Below are 20,500 nucleotides of genomic sequence, written 5' to 3'. Positions count from 1 at the left end.
TTCGCGCCCGCGACTTGCCGCCCCACGTGCTTGCGCCAGGGGGGCTCCCTCGATAAATGGGCGCCTTAACCTGCATGTCTAACCGGTGACGGCGCGTCCCATCCTGGCGCGGCCGTCCTTTCGCGCGAAAAAAGATGCCCAAACGCACCGACATCTCCTCGATCCTCATCATCGGCGCGGGGCCCATCGTCATCGGCCAGGCGTGCGAGTTCGACTATTCGGGCGTGCAGGCGTGTAAGGCGCTCAGGGCCGAGGGCTACCGGATCATCCTGGTGAACTCGAACCCGGCGACGATCATGACCGATCCGAACGTCGCCGACGCCACCTACATCGAGCCGATCACGCCGGAGATGGTCGAGAAGATCATCGAGAAGGAACGGCCCGACGCCCTGCTGCCGACCATGGGCGGCCAGACGGCGCTGAACACCGCCCTCGCGCTCGAGGAACGCGGCGTCCTGAAGAAGTTCGGGGTCGAGATGATCGGCGCCAAGGCCGAGGTGATCGACAAGGCCGAGGATCGCCAAAAATTCCGTGACGCCATGGACAAGCTGGGCCTCGAGAGCCCCAAGTCCAAGGCCGCGCACACGATGGAAGAGGCCATGGAAGGCCTGGAGTTCGTCGGCCTGCCGGCGATCATCCGCCCGTCGTTCACCCTGGCCGGGACCGGCGGCGGCATCGCCTACAACGTCGAGGAGTTCAAGGAGATCGTCGAGCGCGGCCTCGACCTGTCCCCGACCACCGAGGTGCTCATCGAGGAGAGCGTCCTGGGCTGGAAGGAGTACGAGATGGAGGTCGTCCGCGACAAGGCGGACAACTGCATCATCGTCTGCTCCATCGAGAACATCGACCCGATGGGCGTGCACACCGGCGACTCCATCACGGTCGCCCCCGCGCTGACGCTGACCGACAAGGAATATCAGCGGATGCGCAAGGCCTCGATCGACGTCCTGCGCGAGATCGGGGTCGAGACCGGCGGCTCCAACGTCCAGTGGGCGGTGAACCCCAAGGACGGCCGCATGGTCGTCATCGAGATGAACCCGCGGGTCAGCCGCTCGTCGGCGCTGGCTTCGAAGGCGACGGGCTTCCCGATCGCCAAGGTCGCCGCCCGCCTGGCCGTCGGCTACACGCTCGACGAGCTGATGAACGACATCACCGGCGCCACGCCCGCCTCGTTCGAGCCCAGCATCGACTACGTGGTCACCAAGATCCCGCGCTTCGCCTTCGAGAAGTTCCCGGGTTCCGAGCCCTACCTCACCACCCAGATGAAGTCGGTGGGCGAGGTCATGGCCATCGGCCGCACCTTCGCCGAGAGCCTGCAGAAAGCCCTGCGCGGCCTGGAGACCGGCCTGTCTGGCCTCGACGAGATCGCCATCGAGGGCGGCGAGGACCCCGAGATGGGCCACGCGGCCGTCCTGCGCGCCCTGGCCACGCCGACGCCCGACCGCCTGCGCGTCATCGCCCAGGCCTTCCGCGCTGGCCTGACCTGCGACGAGATCCACGGCGCCTGCAGCTATGAGCCCTGGTTCCTGCGCCAGATCGAAACCCTGGTCCGGACCGAGGAGCAGGTCCGCGCCAACGGCCTGCCCACCAGCGCCGCCGAATTCCGCCGGCTCAAGGCCCAGGGCTTCTCCGACGCCCGGCTCGCCCGCCTGACCCACACCACCGAGAAGGAGGTGCGCGAGCAGCGCCGGGCCCTCGGCGTGCGGCCCGTCTTCAAGCGCATCGACACCTGCGCCGGCGAGTTCCGCGCCGACACGCCCTACATGTATTCGACCTACGAGACCGGCGCCCTCGGCCAGACTCCCGACTGCGAGAGCGAGCCGTCGGACCGCAAGAAGGCCATTATCCTCGGCGGCGGCCCGAACCGGATCGGCCAGGGGATCGAGTTCGACTACTGCTGCTGCCACGCCGCCTTCGCCCTCGACGAGATCGAGGTCGAGTCGATCATGGTGAACTGCAACCCCGAGACCGTCTCGACCGACTACGACACTTCCGACCGCCTCTACTTCGAGCCGCTGACGGCCGAGGACGTGCTGGAGCTGATCGAGACCGAACGGGCCCGTGGCGAGCTGATCGGGGTGATCGTGCAGTTCGGCGGCCAGACCCCGCTGAAGCTGGCCAAGGCGCTGGAAGACGCCGGCATCCCGATCCTGGGCACCAGCCCCGACGCCATCGACCTGGCCGAGGACCGCGAGCGCTTCCAGCAGCTCCTGCACAAGCTGAAGATCGCCCAGCCGGTGAACGCCCTGGCCCGGAGCCGCGACGAGGCCTTCGAGGCGGCGCATAAGGTCGGCTACCCGGTCGTGATCCGCCCGTCCTACGTCCTGGGCGGCCGCGGCATGGAGATCGTCCGCGACGACGAACAGCTCGAGCGCTACATCAACACCGCCGTGCAGGTGTCGGGCGACAGCCCGGTGCTGATCGACCAGTACCTCTCGCGCGCCACCGAGGTGGACGTGGACGCCATCTGCGACGCGAACGGCGAGGTCTTCGTGGCCGGCGTCATGGAGCACATCGAGGAAGCCGGCGTGCACTCCGGCGACAGCGCCTGCTCGCTGCCGCCGTTCTCCCTCCGCGACGAGACCATCACCGAGCTGAAGCGCCAGACGGTGGCCATGGCCAGGGCGCTGAACGTGCGCGGCCTGATGAACGTGCAGTTCGCCATTGAGGAGCCGGAGAGCGCCAGCCCGCGCATCTACGTCCTGGAGGTGAACCCGCGCGCCAGCCGCACGGTGCCCTTCGTGGCCAAGACCATCGGCGAACCCGTGGCCGCAATCGCCGCCAAGGTGATGGCCGGCAAGCCGCTCTCGGAGTTCGGCCTGACCGACAAGCCCTATGACCACATCGCGGTGAAGGAGGCGGTCTTCCCGTTCGCCAAGTTCCCGAAGGTGGACACGATCCTGGGCCCCGAGATGCGCTCGACCGGCGAGGTCATGGGCCTGGACTGGATCCGCCCCGGGGAGGGCCCCGGCCCCGCATTCGCCCGCGCCTTCGCCAAGAGTCAGTTGGGTGGCGGGACCACCCTGCCGACCAGCGGATGCGTGTTCGTCTCGGTGAAGGACTCGGACAAGCCGTTCATCAAGGAAGCGGTCCGCCTCGTGCTGGACCAGGGTTTCCGCGTCCTCGCGACCTCCGGCACCGCGGCCTACCTGGCCGAACAGGGCCTGAAGGTCGAGGTGGTGAAGAAGGTGCTGGAAGGCCGCCCGCACATCGTCGACGCCATGAAGAACGGCGAGGTCCAACTCGTCTTCAACACCACCGAAGGCAAGCAGTCGCTGCTGGACAGCTTCGAGATCCGGCGGACGGCGCTGATGGGCAAGATCCCGTACTTCACCACGGCCCCGGCCGCGGTGGCGGCCGCCCGCGCCATCGCGGCCACGGCCGAGGCGCCCCTCGAGGTCCGGCCGCTACAGAGCTACGCGTAGACGCTATTCCTCCTCTGGAGCGTCGGGCTCGTCCTCGGTTCCGGCCTCCAGGATCTTCATCGCGTCGTGGAAGCGCTTCAACGCGCCGACCGAGGCCTGGACCCGCTGGGTCGCGGCCTGCACATCGCCCTGAGCGCCGTTGATCACGGCGAGGTTCGTGCTGGCGATGGCGTCGGCCAGAGCCTTGAGGCACCCCTTCAGCGCGGCGAAGTCGGCCGCCACATCCGGCCCCTCGTCGCCGTCGTCGATGAAGTCGTCGAGATGGACCATGCACGCCTCCGAAAGTTCGGGCCCGATGTGAAGCGGCCTGCGCCGGATGTCCATGCCCCGACGATCCAGATCAAGGCGGCTGGCGTCGGCCGCGCCTATGGGGTGAAGTGCTCGTCCGCTTCGACGGGCAATCATGAGAGTCACGCACATGGCGCCGCGGCACATGGAACGACACGCCATCGCGCGGATCGGCTGGCTGCGCGCCGCCGTGCTGGGCGCGAATGACGGCATCGTCTCGACGGCCAGTCTCGTGGTGGGTGTCGCCGCGGCCTCGCAGGGACGTTCGGAGGTGCTGATCGCCGGCGTCGCGGGCCTCGTGGCCGGCGCCTTCTCGATGGCCGCCGGCGAGTATGTCTCGGTGAGCTCCCAGGCCGACACGGAGAACGCGGACCTGGCGCGGGAGCGCGGCGAACTCGCCAGCCAACCGGCCTTCGAGCGCGAAGAGCTGGCGAACATCTACGTGGCCCGGGGCCTGGAACGGGAGCTGGCGTTCAAGGTCGCCGATCAGCTCATGGCCAAGGACGCCCTGGGCGCCCACGCCCGCGACGAACTCGGCATCTCCGAGATCACGGCGGCCCGCCCCATTCAGGCGGCGATCACATCGGCGCTTACCTTCGCGGTGGGGGCTGCCCTCCCCCTGGCGGCGGCGATGCTGGCGCCAGAGGGGCGCATCGTCATGGTCGTGTCGGTCGCCGCGATCCTGTTCCTGGCGGTCCTCGGCGCGATCGGCGGCCGCGCTGGCGGAGCGGGACTCTGGAAGCCGGTGGCGCGGGTCACCTTCTGGGGCGCGCTCGCGCTGGCCGCCACTGCCGGGGTCGGCGCCCTGTTCGGCGTCGCCGCCTGACTACGCTCATGCCCTGGAGCTATGCGCCGGGCGGATTTGCGGACCGGCGGAGGGTGCTAGCCTTTCACCGATGACCAGAGCTTTCGACCACGGGCGGAAGATCGCGCGCCGCACCCTGCTGGCGGCGGGCCCGGCCCTGGCCGCCGGCCAGGCCCTCGCCTCATCGCCCCCGGACGTCCGGGTGCGTGGCGGCAAGGCCTATTCGGAGTCGGCGATGGTGATGTCGGTGGCCGCCGACGGCTCCAGCGCCATGACCCTGCGGTTCTGCAGGTTCCCGGTCGAGGGGCTGACCTGGCTCTGGTGTCACATCCTGGTCGATGGCCAGCTCTACGCCTTCACCCGCCATGACCTGCCGTGCACGGGCGAGCGCCTGGCCGACACCCCCGCGGCCGCCTATGGCGCGGCGCCGCTGAAGGCTGGACTCGCGCGTACGGGTCGGGGGCGCGACCTTTCCGACGTCCAGCTTCACGCGGACCTGCGCTTCCACCGCAGCCGGAACGCGCCCCATGGGCCCGGCGCCGTCCACGGACGCTTCATGGGTCGGTTCTACCCGGTCGACGCCCTGGATACCCAGGTGCTGGAGGGGCGCGACGAGGTCTACGGCGCCTTCCGCGCCCAGGTCGAGATCGCCGGCCGCCGGTTCGTTCACGAAGGCCCCGCCAAGTTCCACGAGCAGCGCCAGACCGCGCCGCGCTTCGAGACACCGTTCTGCTACGCCTGGCTGGCCGGTCCGACCGCCGCCGCGACCACCCTCCTCATCCCGCCAGGCGCCACCGGCGGCTGGCGGTTCGATGGCGTCGAGGCTCCCCTGGCCGACATGACCCTCGACCCGCCAGGCAGCGAACGCCGCGCGGCGTGGCGTCTGAAGGACGGGCGCGTGCTGCCCGGCCGGCTACGCGCCCTCATCCGCTACGAGATCCCGATCTACGACCGGAATTGGCAGGGCAGCTTCGTCACTGGCGAGTGCGACGGCCGCCCGGTGGTGGGCGCGATGAACGACTGGCCCGGCCCGCCCGACATCTACGCCGCAGCCGCCACGCGCGGCCAGCGGTGGTAGGCGCTGGGGCGTCGCCACACCACCGCTTGTCCATTGACCATCGTTCTTCGTGGGCGCAGACTCTCTGCATCGCCTGACTGAGACAGGCGGCAAGGGCGCACCCCGGTGGCCCGTCTCCGCTTCGGCCCTCGCTGAAGCGCCGAACTTCCGGGGGACGCCCTCGGCGTCTGCCGCAGACTGGCGTGGAGCGACAGAACTCCACAACGGATTGCGAGGAAGAGTCATGCATACCGAGCCGCATACCGGCGAAGTACGTCACCACAAGCCGAAGCACCTGGCCGAGAAGTTCGAGGGCATGGTGGGCGTCATCATGGTCGCCGCCATCGTCCTGCTGGGGGTCGGCCTGATCTTCGGCATCCTGACGGCCGGCGACACGACGCCGAAGTGGATGCAATAGGTCGCTGATCGCCCGCGCGCCGGATCGAGACTGGACGCCGGCGCGCTCCTAGGCCCCTGAGACCGCCGGCCCGGCGCCGCCCGGCCGGCGGAGGGGTTTTTCTGGCCGCGGCGGCGGCCCGGCGCCGCGCCAAGTCGGCCGCGGTGATGGAAGTGCATTGGCGCCGCGAGGTCAGCCGCGCTACCACTCCAACTTATCAACGATAAGGGAGGAGGCGAAGATGGCGGGCCGTGTGAGCGGGAAGGTGGCGCTGGTCACCGGCGGCGCGAGCGGGATCGGACGCAGCGCGGCCGAGAAGCTGGCGTCGGAAGGCGCGACGGTGGTGGTCACCGATGTGCAGGACCACCTTGGCGCAGAGGTCGCGGCCGGAATTCAGAAGGCCGGCGGCAAGGCTGAATTCATCCATCACGACGTGACCAGCGAAGACGCCTGGATCGAAGTGGTCGCGCAGGTGAAGGCGCGCCACGGCCGGCTCGACATCCTGGTCAACAACGCGGGCATCGGCCTCGGCGGATCGGTGCTCGAGATGACGCTGGCCGACTGGAAGAAGCAGAATGCAGTCAACCTCGACGGCGTCTTCCTGGGCGTGAAGCATTCCATCCCGCTGATCCGCGAGGGCGGCCGCGGCGGCAGCATCATCAACATCTCGTCGGTAGCCGGCCTGAAGGGCGCGCCAAACCTCGCCGGCTACTGCGCCACCAAGGGCGGCGTCCGGCTCTTCACGAAGTCCGTGGCCATGGAATGCGCTGGGGCCAAGGACGGCATCCGCGTAAACTCGGTGCACCCGGGGATCATCGAGACTCCCATCTGGACCACCGTCCTCGGCGGCCAGCCGGGCGTGAACGCCCCGCCGGATCTGGACGCCATGTCCGAGTTGGCCGTCCCCCTGGGCGTGAAGGGCGTGCCCGAGGACATCGCCAACGGCATCCTGTGGCTGGCTTCCGACGAGAGCCGCTACGTGACCGGCGCCGAACTGGTGATCGACGGCGGGCTGAGCGTTCGCTGAGCCGGTTCGAACGTCGACTGTCGACGGGGGGCCGTCCATCCTCTAGACGGCCCTCATGTCCGCCACCCTGCACGTGATCTTCGGCCCCTCGGGCGCCGGCAAGACGACCTACGCTCACGCCTTCGCCCGCCGCGAGAAGGCGGTCGCCTTCATCCTCGACGAGTGGATGGCGAAGCTGTTTGCGCCCGACATGCCGGATCCCATCGAATACGACTGGATGATCGAGCGGGTGCAGCGCTGCGAGGCGCAGATCTGGTCGACGGCGGCCGGCGTCCTGGCCACGGGAACGCCGGTGATCCTCGATATCGGCCTGCTCCGTCGGGCCGATCGGGCCCGCGTGCGGGAGATCGCGGCCGCCGCCGACCTGCCGCTTCAGTTCCACTTCGTGACCGCCGACGTGGAGGTTCGCCGGGCGCGGGTCGCCGAGCGCAATGTGGTCAAGGGCGACAACTTCGCCATCGAGGTCTCGCCCGCCATGTTCGACTTCGCCGAGGGGGTGTTCGAACACCCCAGCCCCGAGGAACTCGCGGGCGCCATCGTCAGCGAGAGCGAGTAGCGCTCCCCCCCAAGGGATCGGCAGAGGTTTCGGCTCGCCGACGCCGCCCGGATTCCCAGACCGCCGCAGAGCGGGGACCTGCGCCCTTGATTTTTGCGGCGCACAATCCTAGCATTTCTGCCCCCGGGTCGCGTGCGCCAGCGGCCGGGTTGGGGATCACCACGGCGAACCTCGAGTCACGATGGAAAAAGTTCCGATGACCGTGGAGGGCTACAAGGCCCTCGACGAAGAACTGAAGCGTTTGAAGACGGTGGAGCGGCCGGCGGTGATCGCCGCCATCGCAGAAGCGCGTTCGCACGGCGACCTCTCCGAGAACGCCGAGTACCACGCCGCCAAGGAGCGCCAGGGCTGGATCGAAGGCCAGATCGCCGAGATCGAGGACAAGATGGCGCGCGCCCAGGTGATCGACGTCTCCAAGCTGTCGGGAAGCCAGGTGAAGTTCGGCGCCACCGTCTCGGTGGTGGACGAGGACACCGAGGAGGAGGCCCGCTACCAGATCGTCGGCGAGCATGAGGCCGACGTGAAGCGCGGCCGCGTCTCGGTCACCTCGCCGATCGCCCGGGCGATCATCGGCAAGGAGACCGGCGACGTCGTCGAGGTGAACACCCCCGGCGGCGTGAAGGCCTACGAGATCACCAAGGTGGAGTGGGTCTGAGGCCGACGCCGTGACGGCCGGCCGCCCCTTGCGGATCTGGGCCGTCTCCGACGGCCGGGCCGGCATTGAAGCCCAGGCCCTTGGCCTCGCCGAGGCGGTCGCGCGCCTTCGCCCTGCCCTGATCACCCGCAAGCGGATCGGCTGGCGGGGCGGGCTTGGCCGTCTGCCCTGGCGGATGATCCCCCCCGCGGCCCGCACGGGCGACGCCATCGCGCCGCCCTGGCCCGACATCTGGATCGCGGCCGGGCGAGCCACCCTGCCGCTCTCGACACGAATGCTGGACTGGGCGGACGGGCGAACCTTCGTCGTCCAGACCCAGGACCCGAAGGCTCCGCTGGCCAGGTTCGACCTGGTTGCGCCTCCGCAGCACGACGGCCTGACGGGACCGAACGTGTTCCCAATACTCGGCGCGCCGAACCGGATCACTCCCGAGGCCCTGGCCCTCGAGTTCGCCCGGTTTCAGGAGCGCCTGGCGCCGCTGCCTCATCCGCGAGTCGCCGTGGTCGTCGGAGGGCGCTCGAAGGCTCACCGCCTGCCCGCCGATCATGCCCGGCGGCTGGCCGGCGACATCGCCCGGATGATCGATGAGTCTGGCGGCTCGCTCATGCTGAGCTTCACGCGCCGTACGCCGGCGCCCGCGCGCGCGGCGATGTCAGGCGAACTGTCGAGCCTGCCGGGCGTGGTCTGGGATGGAACGGGCGAGAACCCCTACTTCGCCTTCCTGGCGGCGGCCGATGCGATCCTGGTCACCGAGGACTCTACGAACCTGGCCACGGACGCCGCCGCCACGGGAAAACCGCTGTTCATCCTTCCCATGCCCGGACACAGCGCCAAGCTCGCCCGCTTTCATGCCGAACTCGAGCGGCGGGGGATCGCCCGCCCGTTCGCCGGCGCCCTGACACCCGTCGATGCGTATGAGCCGCTCGCCGAGACGGACCGCTTGGCCCGCGAACTGTTGCGCCGATACGACGGATCGGCGTGACGACCTTTCCCGGACTCAACCTCCGGCAATGGATTCTTGCCCGGCTCGCCTGGCTCGGTAACTTTAGCTAAGGATTTGTGGATAGCCTCCCGGCAAGGGACGCAATCTGATTCGAACCGCGGGGGCCGCACAGTGGCGACGTACTTCTTCGAAACCATCACGGATGCTCAGGCGCTCGCTTATACGCCAGCTGACCAGCTCATCTTCACGACGCAGACGGTCTCCGCCTCCCAGGTCGCGGTTGTTTTCGTCCCGTTCACGATCAACACGCCGGACTATGTGATCCTGCAGGCGCCGTTCCGGAGCATCACCTTCTCTGACTCCGGCCTTCGCAACGAGTCCGACTTCCTGTTCGCCGATGGCTCCAAGCTCTTCGTCGGCCGCACGGTCGATGATTCCTTCACGGGCGGCGCCGGTAACGACGGCCTCTACGGTGGAGCCGGAGACGACACGCTCAACGGCGACGCGGGCAACGATGTGCTGCAAGGCAACCAGGGCAACGACTCCCTGGTCGGCGGCGCCGGCGACGACGTCATCTACGGCGGCAAGGACAACGACCAGATTACCGTGGGTGCCGGCACGGGCGCTCCGGGCATCCTGCAGTTCGGCCAGGGCAACCTCGGGGATGACTCGATCACCGGCGGGGCCACTGCCGACCTCCTGCTGGGCGGCCAGGGCAACGACAGCATCGACGCGTCCTCCGGCGGCGGCGACTTCCTGCTCGGCAACCTCGGCGACGACACGCTGGTGGCGGGCAGCTCGGCGGACACGCTCGGCGGCCAGGACGGCGTGGACTCCATCCAGGGCGGCGGCGGCTCCGACAGCCTGGACGGCGGCGAAGGCGCCGACACCATCGAGGGCGGCGCGGCCAACGACACCATCATCGGCGGGGGCGGCAATGACGTCATCCGCGCCCTGGCGGGCGTGAACTCGATCGTCGGCGGCGCCGGCGACGACAACATCGACGCCGACGGCGGCAACGACATCGTCGACTCCGGCGACGGACACGACACGGTCGACGCCGGCAATGGCGACAACACCGTCTCGGCCGGTTCCGGCAACGACAACATCACCACGACCGATGGCTCGGACAGCATCAGCGGCAGCGACGGTGACGACACGATCGCGGCAGGCAATGGCGACAACACCATCGCGGGCGGATCGGGCGCCAACTCGATCACCTCCGGGTCCGGTGGTGACGTGATCACGACCGGCGACAGCGACGACACGATCAATTCGGGCACGGGCTCCGACACGATCACCGCTGGCGCAGGAGCCAACAACATCACCCTGTCGGGCGGCTCGGTCACCACGGGCAGCGGGAACGATACGATCACCGCTAGCGGAGCTGGGACGGGCAGCTATTCCACCGGCGGCGGCAATGACGACGTGACCGGCGGCACGGGCGCCGACAGCGTTGACCTTGGGGACGGCAACGACGAGTACACGAGCACGGCTGGCAACGACACGGTCAACGCCGGCCTGGGCAACGACACGGTCACGACCGGAACGGGCGCCGACGTCATCAACCTCGGTGACGGCACGAACAACTCGGCCGACGGCGGCGAAGGCAACAACAGCATCACCGGCGGCACGGGCGAGGACTCGATCCGTGGCGGGACCGACAACGACACCCTGACGGGCGCCGCGGGTAACGACACGATCGCCGCGGAGGACGGTCTCGACATCATCAACGGCGGGGCCGGCGACGACGACATCACCTTCGTCGGCCGCGGCTCGGTCATCGGCGACGCCGGGAACGACGACATCAACGGCAGCACCAGCGACGACGACAGCATCATCGACGGCGGGACGGGCGACGACACGATCGCGGCCGGGACCGGCAACGACACCGTGGCAGGCGGCACGGGCGACGACGACATCACTGACGCCGGCGGCGCCAACTCCATCACGGGCGGCGGCGGCAACGACGACATCACCGCCGGCTCGGGCGCGGACACCATCACCACGTCGACCGGCAACGACACGATCAATGCGGGTGGCGGCAACAACTCGGTGATCGGCGGCGGCGGCGCCGACAACATCACCGCGGCTGCCGGCAACGATACGATCACGACCGGCTCGGGCGCCGATACGATCAGCGCCGGCGACGGCGCCAACCTGATCTCCGCGGGCGACGGCGCCAACAACATCACGGCCGGCGCCGGAGCCGACACCATCACCAGCGGAGCGAACGACGACACGATCGTCACGGGCAACGGATCGAATTCGGTGAATTCCGGCGGAGGGGCCGACACCATCACCGGCGGCACGGTGGCCGATACGATCACGGCTGGCGCCGGGGTCGATGAGATCGCCGGCGGTACGGGAGCCGATCAGTTCAATATCGGCAGCGGCGAAACGGGGATCACCGCGGCCACCGCCGACGAGATCACCGACTTCGAGAGCACCGACGTGTTCGAGTTCGGTCTCGCGGCCGGCAGCGGCACGAACTACTCGGAAAGCTCGGCTGCGAACTTCACCGACGCCCTCACGGCCGCCAATGCAGCCATGAACGGCACGATCCTCTACCACTCGGTCGAGGTCGGCGCTGACGTCTACGTCTTCATCGACTTCAATGGAGACGGGACGGCCGATGGCGCCGTCTACCTGTCGGGCACGGCCAACACGGACATCAGCTCGGCGAACATCATCTAGGCGGCGTCTCAACCGTCAGGAGCGGGGCCGCCCTTTGGGGCGGCCCTTTGCTTTTGGGCCGCATCAGCGCAAATGCACCGGCATGAGCGCGCTTTCCCGTGACGCGGTGCGCCCGGCCTGCCGTGATGCCGCCCCGTTCGAGGGCGATGGACAGCCATGACCGGCCCGCGAATCCTGTTCGTCGTCGACGCCGGCCCCAGCGTGGGCGGCGGTCACGTCATGCGCTCGCTCACCCTCGCCCGGGCGCTGGAGGCGCAGGGGGCCAGCTTCACCTTCGTCGGCCCGCCGGCCGTCAGCGAACTCCTGGACGCCTTCGCGCCCGACGCGGCCCGCATCGCGGCCGAGGACCTGGCGGCCGCCGCCGTGCGGGAATCCTTCGATGCGATCGTTTTCGATCACTATGGCCTTTCGGAGCCCGACCACCGCGCGATGGCCCAGGGCCGGCCGGTCCTGGTCATCGACGACCTCGCCAACCGCCCGCTCGGGGCGGACATCGTACTCGACGCGGGTCCCGGCCGGCGGGCCGAGGACTACAACGGCCTGATCCGCGCCCACGCCAGGCTGCTGCTCGGCCCGACCTTCGCGCCCGTCCGCCCGGAATTCGCGGCGCTTCGCGAGCCCGCGCTCGCCTGGCGCGGGGAGCCGGTTCAGCGCATCCTGATCGCCATGGGACTGACCGACGTCGGCGGGATCACCGCGCGGATCGTCGAGCGGGTGCGCCCGCGGGTGACCGACGTCGGGCTCGACATCGTGCTGGGCGGCGCGGCGCCCTCCATGGCCGGGTTGGCCAAGGTGGCCCGGCGCGATCAGCGCCTGCTGCTCCACGTCGACACGCCGCACATGGCCCGACTGACCGCCGAGGCCGATATCGGGATCGGCGCGCCCGGATCGTCGACCTGGGAGCGCTGCACCCTGGGCCTGCCGTCGCTGCTGATCGTGCTGGCCGACAACCAGCGGGCCGCCGCCCAGGCGGTGGCCGAGCGTGGCGCCGCCCTGGTGCTGGATGTCGCCGATCCCGACTTCGAGGCCGCGTTCGACCGGGCCTTCATGCGCCTGCTGCGCGACCCGGCCCTGCGCCGAAACCTCGCCACGTCCAGCGCCGCCCTGTGCGACGGCCTGGGCGCCGGCCGCACCGGCGAAGCCTTCCTGAACCTGATCGGGACGCGGAAAACCAAATAGCCTTAACGGAGTGTTCGCTTCCCCGGTCCAGAGATGGATCATGCGCGCGCTACCTGAGATTCGCGGCCTGAAGTATCCCGACGAGTTCGTCGTCCGGCACTTCTTCAAGCGTGGCCTGCACACTCGCAAGGGTCGCGTGCTGGAGCTGGGCTGCGGCGTCGGCAACAACCTCTCCCTCTATCTCACCTATGGCTGGGATTGCACCGGCGTAGACCTGGACGCTGGAGCTCTCGCCGACGCCCGCTTCAATCTGGGCGATGCGCCGGCATGGGTGCAGGCCGACCTGTCCGCCGGACTGCCGCCGCTGGACGGCCGGTTCGACGCGGTGATCATCCCGAACCTGCTCTGCTATCTCACTCTCGCGCAGGCGCGAGCAGTTCTGACGGGCCTGAAGACGGCCATGGCGCCGGGCGCGGAGCTCTTCGTGCGGACCCGGCTCGTCGACGACTATCGCTATGGCCGGGGCGTGGAGGAGGAGGCCGACGGCTTCCGTCTGGCCACCCCCGAAACCGGCGAAGATGGCCTGTTCAACCGCTTCTACACGCCGGCCGGCCTGGTGGAGCTGCTCGTCGAGACCCTCGCGCTGACCGATCGGACGGAACTGGCGTGCCGGTTCGACAACATCCAGTCGGGTCGTCGGGTGCCCGGCAACAGCGACCTCGTCGTGTGGGGATCTGTCCCATGAAGAGCGTGAAGATCATCGGCGGCGGCCTGACGGGCATCCTCGCGGCGTTCGAAGCCCATCGCCTGGGCGCGCGGCGGATCTCGATCCACGAACGCTTCGACCGACTTGGCGGCATCTCGCTCTCGGACGAACGGAACGGCCTGGAGATCCGGGAGGGCTGCATCTACTTCGGCGGCGCCGACGATCCGCTGCGCCGCCTTCTGGAGACCCAAGGCCAGCGCTTCGTGGAGTTCGAGAACCGCTTCGGATCGGTCAGCCCTGGGGAAGACGGTCTCGTCTACACAGAGGACTTCGGTGGCCCCGCGCTGCCGGCCGACAGCTTCCAGGTGACGCCGCCGGCAGGCGACAGCCTGGCCGATCGCATCGCCGCCTACCCTTCCGAGATCGCCTGGCCCCTGATGCGCTATGCGCGCTGGCACCTGGGCTTCGATCTCGAAGAAGCCCACGGCGACGCGGCGATCCCCATGGCGATCAACCGCGTCGTGCCCCTAGGCGTCGATTTCGCGGCCCTCGCCGAGGCGAAGCACAACGACCCGCTGACCAACGAACTCCTGGCCATCCCGCGCCGGCAGTGGGGCCGCACGGCCAATCTCGTCTGCAGCCTCCCCGAGGGCGGCTTTCCCGCCATGCTGCGCAACTGCGAACAGCGCCTCGCGGCGCTCGGCGTGTCGATCCACCCTGAAAGCCTCGTACCGCCGCGCCAGGCCCTGGCGGCCATGTCGGATGACGAGGTCCTTGTCTGGGCGGGCAATCCGACCCCGCTGTTCAAGGCCATGGGCGTGCCGACGCCCAAGCTGCTGCCCAAGAGCTTCGCCACCTACACCTTCGCCGCGCGGTGGAGCGGCGCCTGCCCGTTCTACGTCCAGAACTTCACCGCCGAGGGCGCCTGTTTCCGGATCTACGTCTACGAGAGCGCCGGCCAGACGCTGATCACGGCCGAGTGCGTGGCTGAGGCCGGCGACGCCGATCTCAGGGCGGAGATCTCGCGATTGCTTGCCGGGTTCGAAGGTGAGCTGCAGCTGGGCCAGATGCTCGCCACCTCGATCAAGCCGCGCTGGATCTACCATTCGATCGACGCCATGCAGCGGCTCACCCAGCTCCGCGCGGCGCTGGCTGACAGGTTCGGTTCCGCCTTCGTCCCGGCGGCCTGGGAGCCCTACGCCAAGGCCGAGAAATTCGCCCTGGTTAACGCACGCCTCGCCGCCGCGCTGGGCCTGGCGACGGAGCAGGTCGCCGCCGCATGAGCGCCCCCGGCCCGCGCCGGATCGCGGCGATCATGCAGCCGACCTACCTGCCCTATCTCGGCTATTTCCACCTGATCGCCGCCAGCGACGTCTTCGTCTTCCTGGACGACGTCCAGTTCGCGCGCCGATCCTGGCAGCAGCGCAACCGCATCCTCGGCGCCGCCGGCGAGGTGATGCTGACCGTGCCGGTCGCGAAGGCCGAGCGAGACGCGCCGATCAGCGACATCGTCATCTCCGACGCCGAGCCCTGGCGCGAGAAGCACCTGGCCTCGGCCCGCCACGCCTATGCGAAGCGGCCGTACTTTCAGGAGGGCATGGATTTTCTCGAGGCGCAGCTTGGCGCCCCCGCCACGCGGCTGGCCGATCTCAACTGCGGTTTGATCGAGGCGGCCGCCGAACGTCTCGGCTTACAGACCCAGTTCGTGCGGGCCAGCGCGCTGGCCACCTCGGGTCAGCGGTCGGACCACCTGCTGGCGATCTGCCGCGCCGTCGCGGCCGACGAATACCTCTCGCCGATGGGCTCGCAGGACTACATGGAAGACGATGGCGTGTTCGCCGCCGCCGCCGTTCCGGTCCGCTTCCAGGGGTTCGTGGAGATCCCCTACCCTCAGGGGCGGACGCCGTTCACCCCGTACATGGCCTTCCTCGATGCGGTCATGAATCTCGGCTTTGCCGGGACCCACGACCTCATCGAGCGAATGATGGCTCAGGCCGCCTTGGACGCCGCCGGGCCGCCCGCGTAGACGAAGGCCGCGTCGTCGAGGTCGATGAGCGGGAGTTCGTCCTTCTCACGCCAGTAGTCCTGGCTGTGCTGCCACTCGGGCTTGTCGCCACGCCTGGGCAGGAGGTGCATGCCGCGCATCAGATAGCCGGGGTTGAAGTTCTCCGGATCGATCCAGGTGGAGAGCGGCATGTCCTTGTCTTCCGGCCGCAGCGCGACCGAGACCTTCTTCACGCCCTTCGCGTCCATATGGTTCAGCAGCCGGCAGACGAAGTCGGCGATCAGGTCCGCCCGCAGGGTCCAGCTGGCGCGGAAGTAGCCGAACACCCAGACCATGTTGGGCACGCCGGTGAACATCATGCCCCGGTAGGTGACCGTGTCGGCGAAGTTCAGCGGCTTGCCGTCGACGACGAAGTTGATGTCGCCCAGGACGTTCAGGTTGAAGCCCGTGGCGGTGATGACCACGTCGGCCTCGAGCAGCTCACCCGACTTGAGCTGGATGCCGCCTTCGACGAACCGCTCGATCTCGTCGGTGACGACCGACGCCTTGCCCTGATTGACCGCCTGGAAGATGTCGCCGTCGGGGACGAAGGCGATCCGCTGGCGCCAGGGGCGATAGCTCGGCGTGAAGTGCTTGGCGGTCACTTCCGGGCCGACGAAGGCCGAGACGCCGGCGAGCAGTTCCTGTTTCACCGTCTCCGACTCTTCGAACGCGCGGCGGGTGAACTGGTCCTGATCGTGCAGCAGCTTGCGGCGGACGATCTCGTGAATCCACGTCTCGTCGATCTTGAGCTCGCGCAGGATGTCGGCCAGTTCGTTGGCGTTGCGGCCCGGGATGAAATAGGTCGGCGAGCGCTGCAGCAGGGTGACGTGCCCACAGTCGTCCGCAATGTTCGGCAGGAGAGTCGCCGCGGTGGCGCCGGACCCGATGATGACGACCTTCTTGTCCTTCAGCGACAGGTCCTGCGGCCAGGTCTGCGGATGGACGATCCGGCCCTTGAAGTCCTTCATGCCCGCCCACTCGGGCGTGTAGCCTTCGGACTGGCGATAGTAGCCCTGGCACATCCACAGGAAGTTCGCGGTGAAGGCCACGGATTCTCCCGTGTCGAGCCGCTCGGCCTCGATGGTCCAGAGATTGTCGCGGCTCGACCAGGTCGCGGTCGTGATGCGGTGGCGATAGCGGATGTGCTGGTCGAGGTCGTTCTCCTCGATCACCTCGCCCATGTACTTGAGGATCTCGTCCGCCGTCGCGATCGGCGGGCCGACCCACGGCTTGAACCGATAGCCGAAGGTGTAGAGGTCGCTGTCGGACCGGATGCCGGGATACTTGTGCGTCAGCCAGGTGCCGCCGAAGCTCTCCAGCGTCTCCAGGACGACGAAGCTCTTGCCCGGGCATTGCTGCGCCAGATGGTAGGCGCCCCCGATGCCGGAAATGCCGGCGCCGACGATCAGCACGTCGAAATGTTCAGTCGTCGCGGACGCCCTTGGCGCCACGTTCGTCGCAGTCGTCACATCCACCTCCCGGTTCATGTCGTTGGGCGCGCAGTGTCGAGACCGCGCGCGCCGCCACCTTGATCGAGATCAAGATAGGTTATCAACGATAATATAAATCGCGCCGCCGTGAAGCCGGATTCGTTCGGCCGTCGCACAGGCTCGGAATCGTCACTACATTGCAGGCATGTCCGAAGCTCGACCCGAACCCCGCTCCGTCCGCTGCCTGATCGTGGGCGCCGGCCCCGCCGGCTACACGGCCGCCATCTACGCCGCGCGCGCACTGCTGAAGCCCGTGCTGATCCAGGGCATCCAGCCCGGGGGCCAACTCACCATCACCACCGATGTGGAGAACTATCCGGGCTTCGCCGACGTGATTCAGGGCCCCTGGCTGATGGAGCAGATGCAGGCCCAGGCCGCCCACGTGGGGACCGAGATCGTCAGCGACATCGTGACGAAGGCCGACCTGTCCCAGCGCCCCTTCCGGCTGGAGACCGACAGCGGCCAGGTCTGGCTGGCCGAGACCCTGATCATCGCTACGGGCGCCCAGGCCAAGTGGCTGGGCCTGGAGACCGAGCAGAAGTTCCAGGGCTTCGGCGTCTCGGCCTGCGCGACCTGCGACGGCTTCTTCTACCGCGGCAAGAACGTGGTGGTGGTCGGCGGTGGCAACACCGCGGTGGAGGAGGCCCTGTTCCTCACCAATTTCGCCGCCAAGGTGACGGTCGTGCACCGCCGCGACGAGTTCCGCGCAGAGCGGATCCTGCAGGAACGCCTGTTCAACCATCCGAAGGTCGAGGTGATCTGGGACCACGCCATCGATGAGGTCCTGGGCGACACCGAACCGATGGGCGTCACGGGCGTGCGCCTGAAAAACGTGAAGACCGGCTCCACCCAGGTGGTCCAGGCGGACGGCGTGTTCATCGCCATCGGCCACGCCCCGGCCAGCCAGCTCTTCCAGGGACAGCTTGAGACGGACGCGTCCGGCTATCTGAAGGTGAAGCCCGGGACTGCCTCCACGGCGATCCCCGGTGTCTATGCCGCCGGCGACGTCACGGACGACGTCTATCGCCAGGCGGTCACCGCCGCCGGCATGGGCTGCATGGCCGCGCTCGAGGCCGTCCGGTTCCTGGCCGAAGAGGATCACAAGAAAGCCCACCAGCCGATCAGCCACGGCGAAGCCCAGAAGATCGGGGCCTGGTAGGACGGCCATGATCCGCTTTGCCCGCGCCCTCGACCGACCCGCCATCGCCGACGTGGTCGAGGCGGCGTTCGGGCAAGCGGACGAGGCGCGGCTGGTGGAACGGCTACGTGACGCCGGCGACGTCCTCTTCGAGCTGGTGGCCGAGGAGGCCGGCGCGGTGACCGGCCACGTCCTGTTCAGCCGCCTGTGGGTCGACCGGGCCGAACTGTTCGCCGCCCTGGCTCCGCTGGCCGTGCGCCCGGGCCTGCAGCGCGGGGGCGTCGGCTCGGATCTCGTGCGGCGGGGCCTCGAGCAGGCGCGCGAATTTGGAGCCCATGGCGTCCTCGTACTGGGCCACCCGGCCTACTATCCGCGCTTCGGGTTCGCGGCGGAGACGACGGCGCACGTAAGGGCGCCCTACAGTGGGAGTCCGAGCTTCATGGGCCTTGCGCTGGAGCCGGGAGCCTTCGACGCGCCCATGCACGTGGCCTATCCGGACGCCTTCTCAGGCTAGGCTCGCCACTGCCTCCGCGTCGTGATGTAGTGCCAGGATGCAGGCCGCTTTCCTTCTTTCAGCGCTTGTCGCCGTTCCCATTCAGCCGGTCATCGCGCCGAAACCTGAGCCGGCTCCGGTCGTGCGACTTGCCAGGCCCGCCACCGATTTCGTGCCGGCCTACGCCCACGCGCCGCCCCCGCGGATACCCGGGGTCGCGCGCACGGCCATCGATCGCCGGCTCGACGACGACGTGACGAGTTCCTTTGGCTTCATGTGCGGCTTGAAGCCGGGCGCGGAGAGGAGCGGCTCGGCGGCCGCCCATGGCTACGATCCCACCGGCCGCTTCGTCGGCGCCCGGCTCAGCTTCGCCTTTCGCTGAGGCTTAGCTGCCCGGCTGGGCGATCGTGGCGGCCGCAGGCGCACCGGCGGCGGTCGCGGACTTCGCGTCCATGTCGCGCTCGAGCGCCTCCAGGCTCTGGTTGATCCGCCGCACCTCGTCGGGGGTCGGAGGGCGGCGCGTCGACAGCAGAGTCCCGCGCACGCGGGTGCGGTCGCCGCCCGGCGCCGTGGGGTCCGAGACCGTGTAGGTCCGCACCTCCCCCGCCACGGCCAGGGTGATCTTCCGCTCGCCGGGCACGCCCTGCGTCTCGGGCGAGAAGAGCCCGCCCTGCGTCCGTCCGTCGATGCCGCCCAGGATCGCCGGCGACAGATAGGCCTCGCCCCCGGCATAGCGGCCTGTGAAGGCGGGCGGCTCGCCCCACGGCCCCGTCCAGCGGTAGAAGATGTGCTGACCCACCTGGGCCATCTTGACCAGCGTCGGAGCCCAGTATGGCGCCACGTACTGTGCGTGATAGTGCGTCGCCGACCCCACCGTCTTGTCGACATGGCCGTTCAGCGCCCGCTCCGCGACGGCGCGCGCCCGCTTCCACAGCGCCGGAACCGGCGCATAGGCCAGGGAGCCGTCGCAGGTGAAGGTGAACTGGCAACCGGTGGCGCGGGCCGAGCCTTGATAGACCACGCCGCAGACCGTCTTTGGATACGCCGGATGCCGCATCCGATTCAGCACGACCTGGGCGACCGCTTCCTGGCCGACCTGGGGTTCCCGCGCCGCTTCGTAATAGACGGCCTGCGCCAGGCACTCGACCGCCCGCGCCCGATCCTCGCCCGAAGCCTTGAGCACGAAGGGCTTCATCGGCCGGATCGGCAGCTCCGCGAATGGGCGCAGGGCGTTCAGCTCCTCCGCCGTCTGCCCGTCCGCCGTGGCGAACCCCAGCGACGGCGCCTGATCGAGGTCGAGGCTGCCCCAGCCCTTGGGACGGGCCCAGAAGTCCGGCGCCCGCGAACCCGGATCGTGCCGCAGCGCCAGAGCCCGCATGGCCGGATCCATGCCGGACGCCAGTCTCAGCAGAGCGCCGTCCGACAGGTCCCGCGATACGAGGCGCACCGTCTCCGCCTGGCTCAACCCGCCATCGGCGGGCGCACAGGCAGGCCCGGCGGCCAGCACCGTCAGAGCCAGGGCGGCCCCGATCTTCACCCGCGAAGCACGGAGGGGATGGCGCGAGAATGTCTTCAGGGTCTTCCCCACGGTGCGTCCAAGGCGTCGCATATAGGCCCAAACCGGCGATATTTGGACTCGTGACAGGCAAAATTCGTG

The 20,500-nt window shown here is 68.9% G+C and carries 19 protein-coding genes; 16 read left to right on the top strand and 3 right to left on the bottom strand.

Annotated elements, in window-relative coordinates:
* The first annotated feature begins 134 nt into the window (after positions 1 to 134).
* Complete coding sequence (carB, locus tag DJ019_RS11680) at positions 135 to 3,425, top strand: carbamoyl-phosphate synthase large subunit (protein ID WP_111276207.1); 3,291 nt, start codon at positions 135 to 137, stop codon at positions 3,423 to 3,425.
* 3 nt (positions 3,426 to 3,428) lie between these two features.
* On the opposite strand, the gene DJ019_RS11675 is transcribed toward carB, so the two are convergent.
* Positions 3,429 to 3,695, bottom strand: a complete 267-nt coding sequence (locus DJ019_RS11675; RefSeq protein WP_133255292.1) for a hypothetical protein — start codon at positions 3,693 to 3,695, stop codon at positions 3,429 to 3,431.
* Positions 3,696 to 3,858: 163 nt separating this feature from the next.
* Here DJ019_RS11675 and DJ019_RS11670 point away from each other — a divergent pair, with 163 nt between their 5' ends.
* From DJ019_RS11670 to DJ019_RS11620, 12 genes are all read left to right on the top strand, one after another.
* Complete coding sequence (locus DJ019_RS11670) at positions 3,859 to 4,539, top strand: VIT1/CCC1 transporter family protein (protein ID WP_240606452.1); 681 nt, start codon at positions 3,859 to 3,861, stop codon at positions 4,537 to 4,539.
* 70 nt (positions 4,540 to 4,609) lie between these two features.
* On the top strand, positions 4,610 to 5,596 hold the full coding sequence (locus DJ019_RS11665; RefSeq protein WP_111276204.1) for a hypothetical protein: 987 nt from the start codon (positions 4,610 to 4,612) through the stop codon (positions 5,594 to 5,596).
* Between the two features lie 223 nt (positions 5,597 to 5,819).
* The gene (locus tag DJ019_RS20960) at positions 5,820 to 5,993 is read left to right on the top strand and encodes a hypothetical protein (RefSeq protein WP_165843987.1); all 174 of its coding nucleotides are present in this window, start codon (positions 5,820 to 5,822) and stop codon (positions 5,991 to 5,993) included.
* A gap of 220 nt (positions 5,994 to 6,213) precedes the next feature.
* A complete protein-coding gene (locus DJ019_RS11660) occupies positions 6,214 to 6,999 on the top strand; it encodes an SDR family NAD(P)-dependent oxidoreductase (RefSeq protein WP_111276203.1) in 786 nt (261 codons plus the stop codon).
* Positions 7,000 to 7,054: 55 nt separating this feature from the next.
* On the top strand, positions 7,055 to 7,555 hold the full coding sequence (locus tag DJ019_RS11655; RefSeq protein ID WP_111276202.1) for a P-loop nucleotide/nucleoside kinase family protein: 501 nt from the start codon (positions 7,055 to 7,057) through the stop codon (positions 7,553 to 7,555).
* Positions 7,556 to 7,736: 181 nt separating this feature from the next.
* Positions 7,737 to 8,210, top strand: coding sequence for a transcription elongation factor GreA (greA, locus tag DJ019_RS11650; RefSeq protein ID WP_111276201.1), 474 nt, complete (start codon positions 7,737 to 7,739; stop codon positions 8,208 to 8,210).
* A gap of 10 nt (positions 8,211 to 8,220) precedes the next feature.
* Positions 8,221 to 9,192 carry a mitochondrial fission ELM1 family protein gene (locus DJ019_RS11645; protein WP_111276200.1) on the top strand — a complete coding sequence of 324 codons (972 nt, stop codon included), beginning with the start codon at positions 8,221 to 8,223 and terminating at the stop codon, positions 9,190 to 9,192.
* 132 nt (positions 9,193 to 9,324) lie between these two features.
* Entirely contained in the window at positions 9,325 to 11,850 is a 2,526-nt protein-coding gene (locus DJ019_RS11640) for a beta strand repeat-containing protein (RefSeq protein WP_205854144.1), read from the top strand.
* Positions 11,851 to 12,006: 156 nt separating this feature from the next.
* Complete coding sequence (gene pseG / locus DJ019_RS11635; protein ID WP_111276198.1) at positions 12,007 to 13,029, top strand: UDP-2,4-diacetamido-2,4,6-trideoxy-beta-L-altropyranose hydrolase; 1,023 nt, start codon at positions 12,007 to 12,009, stop codon at positions 13,027 to 13,029.
* Between the two features lie 40 nt (positions 13,030 to 13,069).
* Positions 13,070 to 13,714, top strand: coding sequence for a class I SAM-dependent methyltransferase (locus DJ019_RS11630; protein ID WP_111276197.1), 645 nt, complete (start codon positions 13,070 to 13,072; stop codon positions 13,712 to 13,714).
* On the top strand, positions 13,711 to 14,958 hold the full coding sequence (locus DJ019_RS11625; protein ID WP_240606451.1) for an NAD(P)-binding protein: 1,248 nt from the start codon (positions 13,711 to 13,713) through the stop codon (positions 14,956 to 14,958). Before DJ019_RS11630 ends, DJ019_RS11625 begins: the two co-directional genes overlap by 4 nt.
* Positions 14,955 to 15,701 carry a WbqC family protein gene (locus DJ019_RS11620; protein WP_111276196.1) on the top strand — a complete coding sequence of 249 codons (747 nt, stop codon included), beginning with the start codon at positions 14,955 to 14,957 and terminating at the stop codon, positions 15,699 to 15,701. Before DJ019_RS11625 ends, DJ019_RS11620 begins: the two co-directional genes overlap by 4 nt.
* On the opposite strand, the gene DJ019_RS11615 is transcribed toward DJ019_RS11620, so the two are convergent.
* Positions 15,665 to 17,191, bottom strand: a complete 1,527-nt coding sequence (locus tag DJ019_RS11615) for a flavin-containing monooxygenase (protein WP_240606450.1) — start codon at positions 17,189 to 17,191, stop codon at positions 15,665 to 15,667. The genes DJ019_RS11620 and DJ019_RS11615 overlap by 37 nt on opposite strands.
* 166 nt (positions 17,192 to 17,357) lie before the next feature.
* On the opposite strand from DJ019_RS11615, the gene trxB reads away from it, so the two are divergent.
* Genes trxB through DJ019_RS11600 form a run of 3 tightly spaced genes read left to right on the top strand, consistent with a single transcriptional unit; the run spans position 17,358 to position 19,225 of the window.
* Complete coding sequence (gene trxB / locus DJ019_RS11610; protein WP_111276194.1) at positions 17,358 to 18,371, top strand: thioredoxin-disulfide reductase; 1,014 nt, start codon at positions 17,358 to 17,360, stop codon at positions 18,369 to 18,371.
* A gap of 7 nt (positions 18,372 to 18,378) precedes the next feature.
* Positions 18,379 to 18,864 (top strand): GNAT family N-acetyltransferase, encoded by a 486-nt coding sequence (locus DJ019_RS11605; RefSeq protein ID WP_111276193.1) that lies wholly within the window; start codon positions 18,379 to 18,381, stop codon positions 18,862 to 18,864.
* Positions 18,865 to 18,901: 37 nt separating this feature from the next.
* Positions 18,902 to 19,225 carry a hypothetical protein gene (locus DJ019_RS11600; protein ID WP_111276192.1) on the top strand — a complete coding sequence of 108 codons (324 nt, stop codon included), beginning with the start codon at positions 18,902 to 18,904 and terminating at the stop codon, positions 19,223 to 19,225.
* A gap of 3 nt (positions 19,226 to 19,228) precedes the next feature.
* On the opposite strand, the gene DJ019_RS21555 is transcribed toward DJ019_RS11600, so the two are convergent.
* Positions 19,229 to 20,431: a cell wall hydrolase gene (locus DJ019_RS21555; protein WP_205854143.1), complete on the bottom strand. Its 1,203-nt coding sequence runs from the start codon at positions 20,429 to 20,431 to the stop codon at positions 19,229 to 19,231.
* Positions 20,432 to 20,500: the final 69 nt, after the last annotated feature.

It is taken from the genome of Phenylobacterium kunshanense (genome assembly GCF_003254525.1).
GTDB classification, from domain to species: domain Bacteria; phylum Pseudomonadota; class Alphaproteobacteria; order Caulobacterales; family Caulobacteraceae; genus Phenylobacterium; species Phenylobacterium kunshanense.
The sequence above is the reverse complement of the archived record's forward strand: the minus strand, read 5'-3'. Positions and strand labels throughout refer to the sequence as shown.

Excerpts from the sequence above, each read along its gene's own strand:
- carB (WP_111276207.1), top strand. The coding sequence starts at position 135 with ATGCCCAAACGCACCGACATCTCCTCGATCCTCATCATCGGCGCGGGG.
- DJ019_RS11675 (WP_133255292.1), bottom strand. The coding sequence starts at position 3,695 with ATGGTCCATCTCGACGACTTCATCGACGACGGCGACGAGGGGCCGGAT.
- DJ019_RS11670 (WP_240606452.1), top strand. The coding sequence starts at position 3,859 with ATGGAACGACACGCCATCGCGCGGATCGGCTGGCTGCGCGCCGCCGTG.
- DJ019_RS11665 (WP_111276204.1), top strand. The coding sequence starts at position 4,610 with ATGACCAGAGCTTTCGACCACGGGCGGAAGATCGCGCGCCGCACCCTG.
- DJ019_RS20960 (WP_165843987.1), top strand. The coding sequence starts at position 5,820 with ATGCATACCGAGCCGCATACCGGCGAAGTACGTCACCACAAGCCGAAG.
- DJ019_RS11660 (WP_111276203.1), top strand. The coding sequence starts at position 6,214 with ATGGCGGGCCGTGTGAGCGGGAAGGTGGCGCTGGTCACCGGCGGCGCG.
- DJ019_RS11655 (WP_111276202.1), top strand. The coding sequence starts at position 7,055 with ATGTCCGCCACCCTGCACGTGATCTTCGGCCCCTCGGGCGCCGGCAAG.
- greA (WP_111276201.1), top strand. The coding sequence starts at position 7,737 with ATGGAAAAAGTTCCGATGACCGTGGAGGGCTACAAGGCCCTCGACGAA.
- pseG (WP_111276198.1), top strand. The coding sequence starts at position 12,007 with ATGACCGGCCCGCGAATCCTGTTCGTCGTCGACGCCGGCCCCAGCGTG.
- DJ019_RS11630 (WP_111276197.1), top strand. The coding sequence starts at position 13,070 with ATGCGCGCGCTACCTGAGATTCGCGGCCTGAAGTATCCCGACGAGTTC.
- DJ019_RS11625 (WP_240606451.1), top strand. The coding sequence starts at position 13,711 with ATGAAGAGCGTGAAGATCATCGGCGGCGGCCTGACGGGCATCCTCGCG.
- DJ019_RS11620 (WP_111276196.1), top strand. The coding sequence starts at position 14,955 with ATGAGCGCCCCCGGCCCGCGCCGGATCGCGGCGATCATGCAGCCGACC.
- trxB (WP_111276194.1), top strand. The coding sequence starts at position 17,358 with ATGTCCGAAGCTCGACCCGAACCCCGCTCCGTCCGCTGCCTGATCGTG.
- DJ019_RS11605 (WP_111276193.1), top strand. The coding sequence starts at position 18,379 with ATGATCCGCTTTGCCCGCGCCCTCGACCGACCCGCCATCGCCGACGTG.
- DJ019_RS11600 (WP_111276192.1), top strand. The coding sequence starts at position 18,902 with ATGCAGGCCGCTTTCCTTCTTTCAGCGCTTGTCGCCGTTCCCATTCAG.